Source organism: Paraburkholderia sp. (assembly GCF_035501035.1).
Classification (GTDB): Bacteria; Pseudomonadota; Gammaproteobacteria; order Burkholderiales; family Burkholderiaceae; genus Paraburkholderia.
The window spans coordinates 26274-42192 of record NZ_DATJWR010000227.1; the positions used below are offsets into that span (position 1 = coordinate 26274).

Sequence of the window (15919 nt, forward strand, 5' to 3'; positions counted from 1 at the left end):
GTCGCCGGGCGTGGCGGCGGTTTCGTCAAGGCAGCGGATCGGGCGCGCCGGCCTGCGCTTCCTTCACGATCCACTGGTCGAACGCGCGCATGGCCGGCGTCGCGGCTTTTCCCTTTTGCGATGTGAGCCAGTAGCTGCCCGCCTGCACCTCGATCTCGAACGGCTGCACGAGCCGGCCCGCGGCGAGGTCGCGTTCGAACATCGAAGCGGGCGCGAGCGCGATGCCGGCGCCTTGTATCGCGGCCTCCACCATCAGCCGCGACGAGTCGAACACGGGCCCGCGCACGGGGCGTGGCGCAAGTCCGGCGGCTTCGAACCAGAGCGCCCAGTCGTCGGCGCGATACGAGCGCAGCAGCTTTTCGTTGGCGAGATCGGCGGGCGTGCGCACGCGCTGCGCGATTTCGGGCGTGCAGAGCGCGCAGAGGGGCGCATCGAACAGCTTCGCGGCGCGCGAGCCCGGCCAGGTGCCGTCGCCGAACCGTATGGCGAAGTCGAGGCCTTCCGCGGCGAGATCGACCAGATTGTTGTTCGTCATGATGCGCAGCTCGACGAACGGATGGGCTTCGTGGAACGACTTCAGGCGCGGCATCAGCCAGCCCACCGCGAAGGTTCCCACGGCACCCACGGTCAGCACCTCGTGAAAGTGACCGCCTTCGAACTGCCGCAGCACAGCCTCGATGCGGTCGAATGCGTCGCTGAGCACGGGGCGTAGCGCGAGGCCTTCGTCGGTGATCGCGAGGCCGCGCGGCAGGCGCTTGAACAACGTCGCGCCGAGGCGCTCTTCGAGCATCCTCACCTGCTGGCTCACGGCCGCCTGCGTGACGTTGAGCTCCACGGCAGCGCGCGTGAAGCTCAGATGCCGCGCTGCCGATTCGAAGGCGCGCAACGCATTGAGGGGCAGATACGGTCGCATGATGGAGCCATAAGATTTTCTGGGGAGTGGCGCAATTTATCATCGTTTGCCACGGCGTTGCGAACAAGCCATAGTGGCGGCTCTTCAGGGAGAGGTCATGATCACGCGACGTAGATTCACGATGACGATGTTGGGCGGCGCAATAGCTGGCGTTGCAGCTCGGGCGTTTGCTGCGGGGGCGGTGGCGTCGCCGCAACGGGACGCGGCGCCGGCCGGCGCACTCGAAAAGCAGCTTGCGGCAATCGAGGCGCAGGTGGGCGGGCGGCTCGGCGTGGCGATACTCGACACGGCTGGCGGCCAGGCTCGAGGCTGGCGCATGCACGAACGTTTTCCGATGTGCAGCACGTTCAAGTTCCTGCTGGCCTCGGCGGTGTTGGCGCGCAAGGACCGGGGCGACGAGGATCTCGCGCGCAGGATCGTGTATTCGCCCGCACAGGTCGTCGCCTGGTCGCCGGTGAGCGGTCCGCACGCGGGCCGCGACGGCATGACGGTGGCCGGGCTGTGCGAAGCCGCGCTCACGCACAGCGACAACACGGCGGCCAATCTGCTGCTCGAGAGCATCGGTGGGCCTGCGGCGGTCACGACCTTCGCACGCAGCCTGGGCGACACAGTGACGCGGCTCGATCGCAACGAGCCGACGCTCAACGAAGCGGTAGAAGGAGACCCGCGCGATACGACCACGCCTGCCGCGATGCTCGCCGACATGCGCGATCTGTTGCTCGGCAAGCAACTTGCGGCGGCTTCGCGCGAGCAGCTCATTGCGTGGCTCGTCGCCAACCAGACGGGCGACGCGCGCTTGCGCGCGGGCTTGCCGAAGGACTGGCGCGTGGGCGACAAGACGGGCACGGGCGACCGGGGCACGGCGAACGATATCGCCATCATCTGGCCCACCGGGCGCGCGCCGATCCTGGTGGCGACGTATCTCACGGGCGCGACGCACGCAAGCCCGGCGCAGCGCGACGCGGCGATCGCGAAAGTCGGGGCATTGGCTGCGCAGATTTGAGGGGAGGCGGGCGCGTTTCGAAAACGCTGGCATGAGCGCGCGGTGGAATCTTCATATGAAAAGGCATGCTGAGTAATTGCCGGATCGATCGTTCGTGCGCGTGATCGAGACGCACGATGCATGGCGGGCAGACGGCTTGAAAAGTGCACGCCGGCTCGCTCTGCACCTGGATGACGCGTCTTGCTTACGTGTTGTCATATTTGCAACAGTGACTCAATTTTTCCGCGCCGTGGTCGACATACAGTCGACCTCTCACTACGGCGTACTCATGTCATTCCTTACCCGAATCAAGATTGGCCCGCGCCTCGGCGCGGGCTTTGCCATTGTGCTGCTCCTGCTCGCCGCAGTCGGCGGTATCGGGCTCGTTCAATCCTCCCGCATCTTCGACGGCACGCGCGAGATTGGTGACAACTGGCTGCCGAGCATCGAGACGCTCGGCAACATGCGCAACATCGCTCAAGACGTGCGGCGCACTTCACTGCGCATGCTGCTCGCCGCCGACGCGAGCGAGAAGGCCTCGCTGCACGACCGGCACGCGCAGATGATCGGCCAGTTCGGCACGACGCTCGACGCTTATTCGAAGCTCGTTTCCTCGGCGGAAGAGCGCCGTCTGTTCGATTCGATCGGCACAGCGTGGTCGCATTATCTGGACGACGACAAGAAGATCGACGCGCTCGCCAGTTCGGCAGATGGTGGTTCAGCCGATGCGCGCGCGTCGCTTTCGAACGCCTCGGCGCAAACGTTTCAAGCCGTGATGGATCTCATCAATCAAGACGTGACCCTCAATCACAACGGCTCGACTGCGGAAGTCGCGGCGGCGAAGGCGGCGTATGAAAGCGCGCTCGCGTGGACGGTCGGCCTCATCGTGATTGCCATGGTATTCGGTGCGGCGATTGCGCTGTTCATCACGCGTTCGATCACCGTGCCGATCGCGCGTGCGGTGGAAGTGGCCGAGACGGTTGCCCGCGGCGATCTGACCGCGCGCATCGACGTGCACGGCAGCGACGAAGCGAGCCAGTTGCTCGGCGCGCTGCGCCACATGAACGAGCGTCTCGTCGATCTCGTGGGCCGCGTGCGCACGGGCAGCGAAGGCATCGCCACGGCGTCCGCGCAGATCGCGGCCGGCAATACCGATCTGAGCCAGCGCACCGAAGAGCAAGCCGCTTCGCTCGAAGAAACGGCCGCGAGCATGGAAGAGCTCACGGCGACCGTCAAGCAGAACGCCGACAACGCCACGCAAGGCAACACGCTGGCGGGCCAGGCCTCTCAAACGGCGACGCGCGGTGGCGAGGTGGTGGGCCGCGTGGTCGATACGATGCGCGAAATCGCCAGCAGCTCCGAGCAGGTGGCGCAGATCATCTCGGTGATCGAGGGCATTGCGTTCCAGACGAACATTCTTGCGCTCAACGCGGCGGTGGAAGCGGCGCGCGCGGGCGAGCAGGGACGCGGCTTCGCGGTCGTGGCCGGCGAAGTGCGCACGCTCGCGCAGCGCAGTGCGACGGCGGCGCGCGAGATCAAGGAGCTCATCAGCGTATCGGTCGAGCGCGTGAACAACGGCACGGCGCTCGTGGACGACGCGGGCCGCACGATGGGCGAGATCGTGCAGTCGGTCAAGCGCGTGGCCGATCTGATGAACGAAATTTCGGCGGCCTCGGGCGAGCAGCGCACCGGCATCGAGCAGGTCAATCAGGCCGTGACGCAGATGGACGAGGTCACGCAGCAGAACGCCGCGCTCGTGGAAGAGGCATCGGCGGCTGCGCAGTCGATGTCCACGCAGGCAGCAGCGTTGCGCGAGCTCGTTTCGGTGTTCAATATCGGCGCGGCAGGGCGGCCTGCAACCGGGGTTGTGGTACAGAAAGTTGCGGGCGCAACGATCAAGCGCACCGCAACGTCGAAGCGAGCGCCGGCTGTCGCGCGAGCGAGCACGGTGCCCGCGCAAAAGACCGAGCGCCGCGAGCCGGCCGTGGCAACTTCCGATGACGACTGGCAGACCTTTTGATGTGCTGTTGATGTACTGATGGCACACGCGTAGGTGCATTCAACGCCCCGGCAGCCGGGGCGTTTGTATTGATGCGTCGCTCGCACGCAGACGCTTTACAACACGCCCAGCGTCGACTTTGGCTCGAGAAATGCTTCGAGGCCGTAGACGCCATACTCGCGCCCGATACCCGACTGCTTGAAGCCGCCGAACGGCGCAGCGGGCTCGTGTGCGAGCGTGTTGACCAGCACGCGGCCTGCTTCGATCTGCGCGGCCACGCGGCGCGCGCGCCCGAGATCACGCGAGAGCACATAGGCCTGCAGCCCGTAATTCGTGTCGTTGGCGATTTCGATGGCGTGTTCGGTATCGCGATACGCGATGATCGAAAGCACCGGCCCGAAGATTTCCTCGCGCGCGATGGTCATGTCGTTCGTTACGCCGCTAAAGACGGTGGGACGCACGAACCAGCCCGAGTCGACGCCCTCGGGGCGCCCCGCGCCACCCGCAATCAGGCGTGCGCCTTCGTCGGTGCCGATGCGGATGTAACGCTGCACACGGTCCCACTGCTTCTGGCTCACCATCGGCCCAATGCTCGTGCGCGCATCGCGTGGGTCACCTGCCCGAATGTCCGCAATGGCGGCCACGACGCTCGCTTCGAAGGCCGCGAGCCGCGATTGCGGCACCAGAATGCGCGTGCCCGCAATGCATGCCTGCCCACTGTTCATGAAGCCCGCCTGCAGCGCAAGCGCTGCGGCTTCGTCGAAATTCGCGTCGTCGAGCACGATGACGGGCGACTTGCCGCCGAGTTCGAGCGTCACGCGCTTGAGCGTTTCGGCCGCCGTGCGCAGAATCGTCTTGCCAACTGCGGTCGAGCCCGTGAACGAAAGCTTGGCGACGTCGGGATGCGCGGCGATGCGTGCGCCTACAGTGTCGCCGCGGCCCGTGACGATATTGAAAACGCCCGGCGGCAAGCCGGCCGAATGCAGTGCTTCGGTCACGATGCGCGTCTGCATCGCGCTCAGCTCGCTCGGCTTGATGACGGCCGTGCAGCCCGCGGCGAGGGCGGCCGCGAGCTTGCCGCAGATGAAGCCCGCGTCGCTGTTCCAGGGCGTGATGAGGCCCGCGACGCCAAGCGGCTGCATGGTCACCTCGGCAGTACCGGCGCGCCGCGTGAACGCGTAGCCGTCCAGCACCTTCGCCGCGTCGCCCAGCACGCTGGCTGCGTGCTTGGCCATCCAGCGACCGCGCGAGACTGGCGCGCCGTACTCCTCGACGATCGCCTCGAAGAGCGCGTCCTCGCTGGCGGCGACGGCCTCGTGCAGCCGCATGAGCATGTCGATGCGCTCCTGCTTCGTGGTACGCGAGAACGCCGGGAACGCACGCTTCGCGGCTGCAATGGCCGCATTCGCGTCCGCTTCATCGGCAAGGCGCACCCGGCCGATCACGGCTTCGGAGGCGGGGTTGAACAGCTCGAAGTATTCCTCGCCGTGCGGCGTGACGAACGCGCCGTCGATATAGATCCTGTCGATGATCTGCATGGCTGCTCCAGTAAACATGGCTGATGGCTCACGATAGACCGACGGCATTGCGTTGACTAGCCATACAATGACGGATGACTTGTTGAGTGATTTCGGACAATGAAAACATCAGGCCTGGTGGAACTCGAAGCCGTGCTGGCCGTTGCGCGCCACCGCAGCTTCCGCGCGGCGGCGGACGAATTGAGTGTGTCGACTTCGGCACTCAGCCATGCGGTGGCGGCGCTCGAAGCGCGCATCGGCGTGCGGCTTTTCAATCGCACCACGCGCAGCGTCGCGTTGACCGAGGCTGGCGCGCAGTTCGTTGGCACGGTTGCGCCCGCACTGTCGACGATTCGCGACGCACTCGACCAGGCAGGGAGCTTTCGCGACGTACCTTCGGGCACGCTGCGCATCAACACTTCGGTGGGCGCGGCGAAACAGGTCATGCCGGTTCTCATCGCCTTTTTGCAGCGCTATCCCGAGATGAAGCTCGATCTCGTCACGGAAGGGCGGCTCATCGACATCGTGGTCGAAGGGTACGATGCCGGCATTCGACTCGCGGAAATCGTGCCGCAGGACATGATCGCCGTGTCGTTCGGCGATCGGCAGCGCTTCGCCGTCGTTGGCAGTCCAGAATATTTCGCGAGGCACGAACCGCCGCGTACGCCCGCTGACCTGAAGTCACATCGGTGCATACGCAGCCGTATGCCGAGCGGGCAGATCTATCAATGGGAGTTCGAACGGCGCGGGCAGGCCGTGCGCGTGGATGGCGAAGGCGCATTGACGCTCGACGAACCCGAACTCATGCTCGCTGCGGCGCGGGCGGGCCTGGGCCTCACGTATCTGACCGAGTGGAACGTGCGTGCGGATCTGGAGGCGGGCACGCTCGTGCGCGTGCTGGAGGACTGGACGCCGCCGCTCGACGGACTTTGCCTCTACTATCCCGGGCGCCGCCACGTGCCGGCTGGACTGCGCGCGCTGATCGAGACAATCCGCGAACACGCCGGTGCCGCTAGCAAGCGGGCGCGTCACCAGGCTGCAAAGCCGGCGAAGAAGCCGCGGCGCGCGCTTGCCACAAGGCGCTGACCGAAGCAGGGAGCCTGAATGCCGCGAGCATTGGCGGCTACACGCTGTTGACCGTGTGCCTGCGTTACGCGACGCGCGTGTGCGCGTGCACGCCAAGCGCGTCTCGATGCAGGCGAATCTGGCGAGTGGAGCGAACAGGCGCTACTGGAATGCGGCCGGGGTCGAATCAGTTGGGCGTCGCACACTGAGGCACGCTGGCGATGAGCTCCACGCTGGAGTTCGAGGCGGGGGCGCTACGTTTCAAAAATTCTTTGCGCAGGGCCTTCAAAAACGCGAGAGGAGTCGATACAATGGCGACCCTTCAAGCCCAGCTGGCGAAATGGGTAGACGCACTATCTCGAGAGGGTAGCGCAGAAAGGCATGCGGGTTCTTATCCAAACATGCTTTTGGTGCACGCTGCAGAGTGCTGTCTATGCCTTGGCTGACAGGGTTGTCCGCGATACGGGGTCCATTGCGTCCCGGATTGCACGTAGTGCCGACGTGGTGAAATTGGTAGACACGCTATCTTGAGGGGGTAGTGGCGAAAGCTGTGCGAGTTCGAGTCTCGCCGTCGGCACCAAAACGATGTTCAGACAGGCCGTAAAGCGCCAATCGCAACTGGCATCGTTCACATCTGCAGCTGGTCGCTGCACGCTCCCGCTTCAATCCAATCGTGGCATCCGTTCTGGAATAGCCGCGTCTTCCTCGATGCTGGCTGTCCGGGCCGGACCTGGCCTCAGGCCGATGTCGACAGCGAAGGCGCGAGTCTTTTCGGCGATGTAGCACGAGCCGTTATCCGATCCATTCGATTTGCGCTGGTGCTACGAGGGCGTTGCCAAAGCGATGCTCGACGGCTGCGAGCATCGCGTCACGCACAATGCTCCCGCTGTGGCCGTCGTTGGTTTGCTTCACCGTGCGCCGGTCACGCTAATCAGCGGGGCGGGCGAGCTTCGCCGCCACGGGAGCAAGCGCCGCAGCCCGAATGAGGCGGTTGCGAACCAGGTGAAAGCGGTGCAGGGCTGGCATGCCCGGTGATCGCGTCACGCCGTTTTTCGAGCCACCACGCGCAGGACGTCCACAAAGTTTCGAGCCGTGACGGACTTCTCTCGGGGTCGGTAGATCAAGGCTATGGTTGTCTTCAGGGACTGGTCTACGACCTTTTTGTACGTGACGCCTGTTGCATGTATCTGGCGAATGGATGCTGGAATCAGTGTCACGCCGAATCCCGCGGCGACCATGTTCACAGTCGACGACAGTTGGGGCGATTCCATTTCCACTCTCGGCGAGTATCCGGCCGCGCGGCAGGCGCTGATGATCGAATCGTAGAGATTCGGGCCGATCGAGCGAGGGAACAGAACGAACGAATCCGCAGAGAGCTGGGCAAGTTCCACACTTCGCTGTCTGCTCAACCGATGCCCGGTGGGCAATACCGCGACCATCTCCTCTTCCGCCAGAGACGCTGTTAGTCGCGCTCGACACTCCAGAGGCAGCCTCACCATGGCGCAATCCACCTTTCCCTCGGTGACTTTATCGAGAAGCGCCGTGCTGTTGCTTTCCTCTGTCTTCACGACGACGCCCGGGTAAGTCTGGCGGAACTTCCGTAGCGTGGAAGCGACCGACGGATGGAAATCAGTGGATCCCGCGAATCCGAACGAGAGGTGGCCACTTTCGCCACGGGCGGCCTTCTTTACGTGCTCGAAGGCATCGTTCGCTTCGTCCAGTACTCGCTGCGCGCGCTCTCTGAAGATGACTCCGGCCTCCGTCAACACCACGCGGTGGGGGTATCGCATGAATAGCTTCGTCTCTAGTTCTCTTTCGAGTTTCAGGATCTGCTGGCTCAGGGGCGGCTGGGCAATGCCGAGCCGCTTCGCTGCGACCGTGACATAAAGATGTTCCGCAACAGTGAAGAAGTACCGCAGTTGTCGAAATTCCATTGGCGTGTCCTCCCGATTTCCGAGCGATTTCGCACGCTCACCTAAGCGCAAGCATATCTCCACCGTGGGCGTTGCCAGACGTTTTCGTCTCGAAGAGGGGCGCATGAAGTATTGGATCGAATGACGGCGAGTTCCTAAGCTAGCGGCTATCAACTCAGCGCCCACCCGATCCGATGCGTGCCGAAGTGATCCACACCCCGGCACGCATGTCCGAAGCTTTCGAATCCAGGAGATTTTCATGTCTGCCATTCTTGAATGGGCTACCGCCGCTACCGGACGGGCAATCGTTTCGGTACGGGCAAGGCACTCTCGGTTGTGCGCCCGGGCTCGCTGGTCGAGCAGTGGCGGGTGCTCAAGTCTTGCGTAGTTTCAATAAAGGATTCCTAATCTGTGTCATTGGAGGAACGTGCGGTGCCGATGTTGAATCGCACTCCGCGCAAGCGCGTACTCACGCTGGCCGGATACACCATTGGTGATCGTTGGCTGGCTGTTGGTTCTTCAAAACAGGAGCGTGACCGGGCTACTACAAAAAATATCAGGGCGGGGCCCGCTGCCGTTCGTCATTTCCCTGTAATGATTGAGTAACGCTCCTGTTCGAGCGCACTGCTTAGACTGCTATTACGCCCCGCTGGTATAGGGGCGAAAACTGGCTCAAAATCATTGACGCGCGCAGCGCTGCGCTCCTGGTTGAAAGCAACGGTGGAGCCATTCGGCATACGAATCGCATTCGAAGGCAATTGAGGCTCTCACGCGCATAAAAGCGCAGGGATCGGACGCTATGAAAATCCTCGTCATTGAAGACGAAGCCAAGACCAGCGAATACATTCAGAACGGCTTGACGGAAGCGGGCTATGTGGTGGACGTGGCCACGAACGGCATCGACGGGCTGCACCTCGCGCAGGAAATGGGTTATGACCTGATCCTGCTCGACGTCATGATGCCGGAGATGGATGGCTGGACCGTCATGAAGAAGCTCGGTGCGCGCACGAAGACCCCGGTGCTATTTCTGAGCGCGCGCGGCACACTCGAAGACCGGCTGAAGGGCCTCGACCTCGGCGCCGACGATTATCTCGTCAAACCTTTCTCGTTTGCCGAGTTGCTGGCGCGCATCCGCATCATATTGCGGCGCGGTCAGCCTCAAAAGCAGGAGGAACAGGTGTTCGAAGTAGGGGATCTGCGGGTCGATGTGCCGAAGCGGCGAGTCGAGCGGGACGGCGTGCGCATTACGCTCACCAACAAGGAATTCAACCTGCTGGCGTTCTTTCTGGAGCATCAAGGTCAGGTGCTGTCGCGCGCCTTGATTGCTTCGCGCGTATGGGACATGAATTTCGACAGCGACAGCAACGTGGTCGATGTCGCTGTGCGCCGGTTGCGTCAGAAGATCGACGACCCATTTCCGGTTCGCCTGATCCATACGGTTCACGGCGTGGGATACCGTTTCGAGCACGAAGCATGAAGCGACTTTCGCTCACCACTCGGCTTGCGTTGTTATACGCACTCATCGTATTTTTCGCGATGGCGTTGCTCGGCACCTTGCTGTACCGCGGTCTGGAGCGGCAACTGATGGTGCGCGACGACGCGGCGCTGGTGACGAGAGTGGACCAGCTTCGCACGCTAATGAACGATGTCGACGTGCGCGCGCTGATACGTGACAAGCCCCATCTCTTCGCGAACATGCTCGGCAATACGGAATCACTGCTGATCGTGGGCTTTCCGGGCGAGACGCCACTTATTGTGGTGAATCCAGGTCACAGGGCGGTGCCGGACATGAGGCCTGTGCCCGTGGACGTTCCGCTCACGCTCGGCGCCGTTCAACATACGCGTGCGGCGGATGGCACGCCGTTCATCTACGTCGCCGCTGCGGCGCACGACCTGGCCGGCAAGCAGGATCTGCAGATCATCTCCGGCCGCTTGCTGACTGAACGCACGCGATTATTGCACGCATACCGCAATCAGATACTGCTATTCGCCTCCAGCGGCGCGATCCTCGTTGCGTTGCTCGCTTTCGTCCTCGCGCGCCGCAACATGCAGCCGTTGCGGGTGCTCGCTGCGCGAACGGGGGTCATCGGCATCAGCACCCTTTCGACCCGCATCGAGCAGCGCGCCGCGCCGCCCGAGCTCGACGCGCTGATTGCCGCATTCAACGGCATGCTCGATCGGCTCGAGCGCGGGTTCACGCAGCTCAAGCAGGTATCGGCGGACATGGCGCATGATCTGCGCACGCCAATCGGCAATCTGCTGGGGCAGACCGAAGTGGGATTGAGCCAGACCCGCGATATCGCGTATTATCAGCGGCTTCTCGGCTCGAATTACGAGGAGCTGCAACGCCTGTCGAAGATGATTGACAACATGCTTTTTCTCGCGCGCACCGAGCAGGCCGACAACGCCATCGAGCGCAAGGATTTGCCGCTCGCCGAGGAATTCGAGCGCATGCAGGAGTATTTCGAGGGTCTCGCGGAGGACCACAACGTGCGCCTCGAGTGGCGCGGCGAAGGCTATGTCTGCGCCGATCCGCAACTGCTGCGCCGCGCGCTGGGGAATTTGCTCGCGAATGCGTTGCGGTATGCCGAACCGGGAACGGCGATTTCGACCATGGCGGAGCAGGGACCTGAGGCAACGAGGCTCCATGTCGAGAATCGCGGGCCGACGATCGAGCCGCAACATCTCGAACGGATCTTCGATCGCTTCTATCGGGCGGATCCGTCTCGGCATCGGTCATCGGAGTCTAGCGGACTCGGGCTTTCGATCGTGCGCAGCATCATGCTGCTGCACGGAGGAACGTGGCACGCATCGAGCAGCAACGGCGTGACGCGCTTTACGCTCGTGTTCCCGCGGCCGCACGAGCAGCGAAGCCGGTAAGTGCTTCACGGTTCGCATGCGGACAGACGCACCGGTCAACAAATTGGCGCGCATCGATGCAAGCGCGATCGTCGAGGTGTGGCATGGTCAGTCGCGTAGGTGCCATCGGGAGGCCCGGTTCGCGGGAAACCGCGAAGCTGCTCGTGCCGTTTCCCGGGCGCGGCGCGATCGTCACACGCATTGCGCTGATCGCTCGCCTTTGCGACGGGCGAGATCGGCGGGCCGTCGCAGCTGGATCACTGAACGTCGTCTCCAGCCCGCGACGGCACCCCCGGCGGTTTCAGCTACCAAAATAAAGCGTGCAAAAGCTGGCCGGGCCCACACAGTCAGGTTGTGCGGCCGTACGCGTGTGAGAACCGGCCGACGATTCGCCCTCCAGCGAGGCACCACCTACATCGCGTTGCGCTGAATTTTGCGTGTATTGCGCCGCTGCGACCTTGGCCTCGGCTGCCTGGGCGTCAGCCGGATAGTTGAAGTCGTCGCCGCGGCCCGGGCTGTATCCGGCCTGCTCGACACGCACGAGATCCGCGCGGACTTCGGCACGGGTCAGGGGTTGGGTGGACTGCGCAAAGCTATATGCCGGAACGGTGACGGCGGAAGCAGCAACCAGAATGCTGAGAAGAAGCTTGGACATGATCAGTACTCCTGTATACGCGATAAGTGGATGAGTCCGGAAAGCAAGCCGCAGTATCGACTGTGCATAGACGCGAAGACAGGATCAGAAAAATGCAACCTGAAACATGGCTTAAGCGAGGCAAAGCGTTACTGCTTGGGTGCAGTCTAGTCACGCGCTTCCAACGGCAAGGTTACCCGGTCGTTACAAAAAAATAACAAGTCTTCCGTCCCTTTGAATCGACTCACCGACGCTGGCACGTCATTTTTTTGTAATGGCTGGGTAACCCTCGCGTGCGAGGCAGCTTTTTAGACTGGCCGTGTTGTCAATCGCCTGGTTCACTTCGCGTCATTCCAAGGAGCTGCAATGTCTTTCTCTTATTTCCGCTCGGCCGTTGCACATGCAGCAGCGGCGCTTTGTCTGGTTGCCGGTGCCGTTACGACAGCGCAGGCCGCACCCATCAAGAACGTCGTTCTCGTGCACGGCGCCTTCGTGGGTGGCGCGGGATGGCGTCCCGTGTATGACATTCTCACCAGGGACGGCTACAGCGTGACGCTCGTGCAAGAACCGCTGACGTCGTTCAAGGACGACGTGACGGCTACCCGGCGCGTCATTGATAGCCTCGACGGCCCGTGCGTGCTCGTTGGCCATAGCTATGGCGGAGCCATCATCACGGAGGCGGGCAACGATGAACACGTGAAGTCGTTGGTCTACATTGCCGCTCACGCACTCGATGTCGGCGAAACCGAAGTCTCGAATGGCAAGCGCTATCCGAACGCGACGCCTCATGAGGACATAGTGAAAACGGCGGATGACTATCTCTACCTGAATCCCGCTGACTATCCGCGCGATTTCGCTGCCGACCTTCCGATCGCGCAGGCTGAATTCGAGGCACATGAACAAATGCCGACGGCGGCAGGCGTATTTACGTCGCAAATTCCTGATCCGGCCTGGAAGATCAAGCCTACGTTCTACCTGGTTGCGAAGGCGGACAAGATCATCAACCCGGACCTCGAGCGCATGTACGCGAAGCGCGCTCACGCCCACACGGTGGAAGTCGAGGGCGCCAGCCATTCGGTTTACGAGTCGCATCCAACGGAAGTTGCCGCTCTGATCGAACAGGCGGCTCAGCAAGAGGGACAGTGACGGTTCGCTTCAAGCCGTCGCGTGCGCAGCCGACACGCAATGGCTCGATGGACTCAAGCTCGACTCGCGCGCCATGCACGTTTAGAGGCTGGCGAGCGAGCGTATGCCGTGCCAGCTTGCCACCCAGCACACTTGCCAGATCTTCCAGCCCATCCAGCGTCGAATCGAACCATCCACGCTCCGGTACTGCTTCGACCACTCGACCGGCCCCATATTCCAGCGGACGCGAAACATAACATGTCTTGTTTTGTGTCCGTCATCGGAAAGAACCGCTTCATGTGTTACCGTGTATGTTCAGAGCCAGCAGGACGTGTTTCGGCAGATCACCAAAGGACGCTCATGGAATTCAGCAATGGCGCTGTACTTGAAGCTCTTCGACTTGCTTTGCATCGACAAATACCGTGGCACAAGCGGCCGGCAATCTTCACGTCGCTTCGCTCGCAAGGTCTGATCCAGACCATTGACCAGAAACCTCCCCCCAGTACGAAGTATCTCCCGACACTCCAGATTGCTATCCTGACCGATAAAGGACAAAAGGAAATCCAGCGCATCGAGGCATCGAAGCATGTTTCTGGATGGCTGGACGACGACTACTTCGCAACGTTCCTTGCAGACGTTGCCTTTGCCTGACCATCAAGGGCCGATCGTTGGGTTACAACATGGCGGCCCTGATCGGCGAGCCACATTTCGACAACGCGTCGCGGCACAAACGCAGGAACACGAGTTCAGACAAGTGAGACGCACTGGCCATGTTGCATGCGATGGTCTTGGCTTGTCCCGCCGACGGTCCAGGCAAGAGCGCCCCAGTTGGCGGGCAGACTTCGAGACGCACCATCACGCACCATCACGCACGATCACGCAAGACCTGCGCGGTGCTCCGAATGCCGAATATGGCTCCATCGGCGAGATGGATGGTAGCCTGCTTGAGCCGATTCAACGCTTTCCGATGCTCCAATGATCGCATTGAAGGTTCAAAGGATTTTGGGTTACGCACGGATCGTGCGCCGACTAGACTGCACGCTGATCCACTGCATGCCGACTTGCGCTGCCTTGCTCCTTGCTCGTTGAAGTGAAATCGATCGCCCGAAGGGCAACCGTATCTGAACTGGCGACTGAACGCTTGATGCGCGCTTGAGCAAGGATGTGATGCAGACTCGAATAGAAGTGTTCGAGTTGTCTGGCGTCCGAAACTGCCGGCTCGAGGTTGAATACGTCTTCGAGCACGCGGCGGGATATATGGAAACGTTGAATGCCTTGGACGATGCGAACTTCGAAGACGACGCCGTCACTATTGTGCGGCACTGCTGCCCAGATGAGCGAATGGCCAACCATGAGGCCCCCTTTTTATTGGGTCAGATCGAAAGTCTATGAATTCATGTTCGCATATCTCCGCGTGCGGCGAATGTTTTCAAAAATGTGAGTGCTCTTGATTCGACATTTTCGCCACGGTTGGCTTATTTCCGCGCTGCAAGCCACGATAGACTCAAAAATTCTGACGATGATGGTGTGCTCACGGCCGCAATCTGGCGAGAATAGCCAATGCTGACCCCATATCGGAAGTTGGCAGTTTCCGGGCTCGTTGCCGACATTGACCTTTTCATTTAGCTTTCCTCTCGAACCAGGCAAGTTATCCCAGTCGCTGTAACGCAATTGTCATCTCCGAGACGTATCGTGCGGCGCGTCTGGAACGATATTGCGGAGTCGGTCATGAGATCCCAGCTTTTCGTCGTCACCCTGTACGTACTCGGCACGACCCTGGCGCAGGCCGCCGACATCACCGGCGCGGGCAGTACCTTCGCAGCGCCGATCTATACGAAATGGGCGGATGCCTATCAAAAGTCGGGCGGCGGCAAGGTCAACTACCAGGGCATCGGTTCGTCGGGCGGCATCAAGCAGATTCAGGCGAAGACCGTCGATTTCGCGGGCTCGGACGCCCCGCTGAAGGACGAAGACCTGGCCAAAAACGGCCTGTTCCAGTTCCCGACGGTGGTCGGCGGCGTCGTGCCGGCGATTAACGTGCCGGGTATCAAGCCGGGTGAACTCACGCTGTCGGGCCCGGTGCTCGGCGACATCTACCTCGGCAAGATCAAGAAGTGGAACGATCCGGCCATCGTCGCGCTGAACCCGAAGGTCAAACTGCCTGACCTCGACATCGCCGTGGTGCGCCGCGCCGACGGTTCCGGCACCACTTTCATCTGGACGAACTATCTCTCGAAGGTCAGCCCCGAATGGAAGAGCAAGGTCGGCGAAGGCACGACCGTGGCCTGGCCGACGGGCACGGGCGGCAAGGGCAACGACGGCGTCGCGGCCTTCGTGCAGCGTCTGCCGGGTGCGATCGGCTACGTCGAGTGGGCGTACGCCAAGCAAAACCACATGGTCTACACCGCCATGAAGAACGAATCGGGCGCGGTTGTCCAACCGGCCACCGAAACGTTCAAGGCAGCGGCTGTCGGCGCGGACTGGAAGAAGTCGTTCTACCAGATCCTCACGAACGAGCCGGGCAAGGACGCATGGCCGGTCGTCGGCGCGACCTTCGTGCTGCTGCACACCGCGCAGGACAAGCCGGCGCAGGGCAAGGAGACGCTCAAGTTTTTCGACTGGGCGTTCAAGAACGGCGGTGCTGCGGCTGACGGCCTCGACTACATCTCGCTGCCGCAATCCGTGGTGAACGAGATCGAATCGCAGTGGAAGGCGAAAGTTAAGGACGCGTCGGGCAAACCGATAGCCGAGTAAGGCCGAGTGAGTATCGGCGCGCTGCACCATGCGCGCCAGTGAAGGCGCCGCTCGATGCGATCAGTCATGATCCTGGCACTGCGCGGCTTGGGCCATCGCCGCAATTCCAGTCGATTGCTTCAGTCTCCGCGATACCGCAGGTACGAACCGGCCCTCGG

At 62.2% G+C, this 15919-nt stretch carries 14 protein-coding genes, 1 tRNA gene and 1 pseudogene; 9 read left to right on the top strand and 7 right to left on the bottom strand.

Annotation, left to right across the window (positions count from 1 at the left end; translation table 11 throughout):
• Positions 1 to 25: 25 nt before the first annotated feature.
• Entirely contained in the window at positions 26 to 913 is an 888-nt protein-coding gene (locus VMJ11_RS16780; RefSeq protein ID WP_325620510.1) for a LysR family transcriptional regulator, read from the bottom strand.
• Positions 914 to 1010: 97 nt separating this feature from the next.
• Here VMJ11_RS16780 and bla point away from each other — a divergent pair, with 97 nt between their 5' ends.
• The gene (bla, locus tag VMJ11_RS16785; RefSeq protein ID WP_325620511.1) at positions 1011 to 1916 is read left to right on the top strand and encodes a class A beta-lactamase; all 906 of its coding nucleotides are present in this window, start codon (positions 1011 to 1013) and stop codon (positions 1914 to 1916) included.
• Between the two features lie 268 nt (positions 1917 to 2184).
• Positions 2185 to 3915 (top strand): methyl-accepting chemotaxis protein, encoded by a 1731-nt coding sequence (locus VMJ11_RS16790; protein WP_325620512.1) that lies wholly within the window; start codon positions 2185 to 2187, stop codon positions 3913 to 3915.
• 95 nt (positions 3916 to 4010) lie between these two features.
• On the opposite strand, the gene VMJ11_RS16795 is transcribed toward VMJ11_RS16790, so the two are convergent.
• A complete protein-coding gene (locus tag VMJ11_RS16795) occupies positions 4011 to 5432 on the bottom strand; it encodes an aldehyde dehydrogenase family protein (RefSeq protein WP_325620513.1) in 1422 nt (473 codons plus the stop codon).
• Between the two features lie 99 nt (positions 5433 to 5531).
• Between VMJ11_RS16795 and VMJ11_RS16800 the strand changes: the two genes are divergently transcribed.
• Together VMJ11_RS16800 and VMJ11_RS16805 are read left to right on the top strand one after the other, a co-directional pair.
• Positions 5532 to 6497: a LysR family transcriptional regulator gene (locus VMJ11_RS16800; RefSeq protein WP_325620514.1), complete on the top strand. Its 966-nt coding sequence runs from the start codon at positions 5532 to 5534 to the stop codon at positions 6495 to 6497.
• Positions 6498 to 6971: 474 nt separating this feature from the next.
• Positions 6972 to 7056 (top strand) — tRNA-Leu (locus VMJ11_RS16805).
• 151 nt (positions 7057 to 7207) lie between these two features.
• Here VMJ11_RS16805 and VMJ11_RS16810 read toward each other — a convergent pair.
• Together VMJ11_RS16810 and VMJ11_RS16815 are read right to left on the bottom strand one after the other, a co-directional pair.
• A pseudogene (locus VMJ11_RS16810) lies at positions 7208 to 7379 on the bottom strand (IS3 family transposase); the annotation flags it as partial.
• Between the two features lie 137 nt (positions 7380 to 7516).
• Positions 7517 to 8410, bottom strand: a complete 894-nt coding sequence (locus VMJ11_RS16815) for a LysR family transcriptional regulator (RefSeq protein WP_325620515.1) — start codon at positions 8408 to 8410, stop codon at positions 7517 to 7519.
• Between the two features lie 778 nt (positions 8411 to 9188).
• Between VMJ11_RS16815 and VMJ11_RS16820 the strand changes: the two genes are divergently transcribed.
• Both VMJ11_RS16820 and VMJ11_RS16825 read left to right on the top strand, forming a co-directional pair.
• Entirely contained in the window at positions 9189 to 9866 is a 678-nt protein-coding gene (locus VMJ11_RS16820) for a heavy metal response regulator transcription factor (RefSeq protein WP_325620516.1), read from the top strand.
• Positions 9863 to 11269, top strand: coding sequence for a heavy metal sensor histidine kinase (locus tag VMJ11_RS16825; protein WP_325620517.1), 1407 nt, complete (start codon positions 9863 to 9865; stop codon positions 11267 to 11269). Before VMJ11_RS16820 ends, VMJ11_RS16825 begins: the two co-directional genes overlap by 4 nt.
• Before the next feature lie 280 nt (positions 11270 to 11549).
• Here VMJ11_RS16825 and VMJ11_RS16830 read toward each other — a convergent pair whose 3' ends face one another.
• Positions 11550 to 11903, bottom strand: coding sequence for a DUF4148 domain-containing protein (locus VMJ11_RS16830; protein WP_325620518.1), 354 nt, complete (start codon positions 11901 to 11903; stop codon positions 11550 to 11552).
• Between the two features lie 345 nt (positions 11904 to 12248).
• On the opposite strand from VMJ11_RS16830, the gene VMJ11_RS16835 reads away from it, so the two are divergent.
• Positions 12249 to 13028 (top strand): alpha/beta hydrolase, encoded by a 780-nt coding sequence (locus VMJ11_RS16835; RefSeq protein ID WP_325620519.1) that lies wholly within the window; start codon positions 12249 to 12251, stop codon positions 13026 to 13028.
• Positions 13029 to 13109: 81 nt separating this feature from the next.
• Here VMJ11_RS16835 and VMJ11_RS16840 read toward each other — a convergent pair whose 3' ends face one another.
• Positions 13110 to 13262: a hypothetical protein gene (locus tag VMJ11_RS16840; protein ID WP_325620520.1), complete on the bottom strand. Its 153-nt coding sequence runs from the start codon at positions 13260 to 13262 to the stop codon at positions 13110 to 13112.
• 105 nt (positions 13263 to 13367) lie between these two features.
• Between VMJ11_RS16840 and VMJ11_RS16845 the strand changes: the two genes are divergently transcribed.
• Positions 13368 to 13658: a hypothetical protein gene (locus tag VMJ11_RS16845; protein ID WP_325620521.1), complete on the top strand. Its 291-nt coding sequence runs from the start codon at positions 13368 to 13370 to the stop codon at positions 13656 to 13658.
• Between the two features lie 378 nt (positions 13659 to 14036).
• Here VMJ11_RS16845 and VMJ11_RS16850 read toward each other — a convergent pair whose 3' ends face one another.
• Complete coding sequence (locus VMJ11_RS16850; RefSeq protein ID WP_325620522.1) at positions 14037 to 14360, bottom strand: hypothetical protein; 324 nt, start codon at positions 14358 to 14360, stop codon at positions 14037 to 14039.
• A 375-nt stretch (positions 14361 to 14735) separates the two neighbouring features.
• Between VMJ11_RS16850 and pstS the strand changes: the two genes are divergently transcribed.
• Positions 14736 to 15761, top strand: a complete 1026-nt coding sequence (gene pstS, locus VMJ11_RS16855; RefSeq protein WP_325620523.1) for a phosphate ABC transporter substrate-binding protein PstS — start codon at positions 14736 to 14738, stop codon at positions 15759 to 15761.
• The last annotated feature ends 158 nt before the right edge of the window (positions 15762 to 15919 follow it).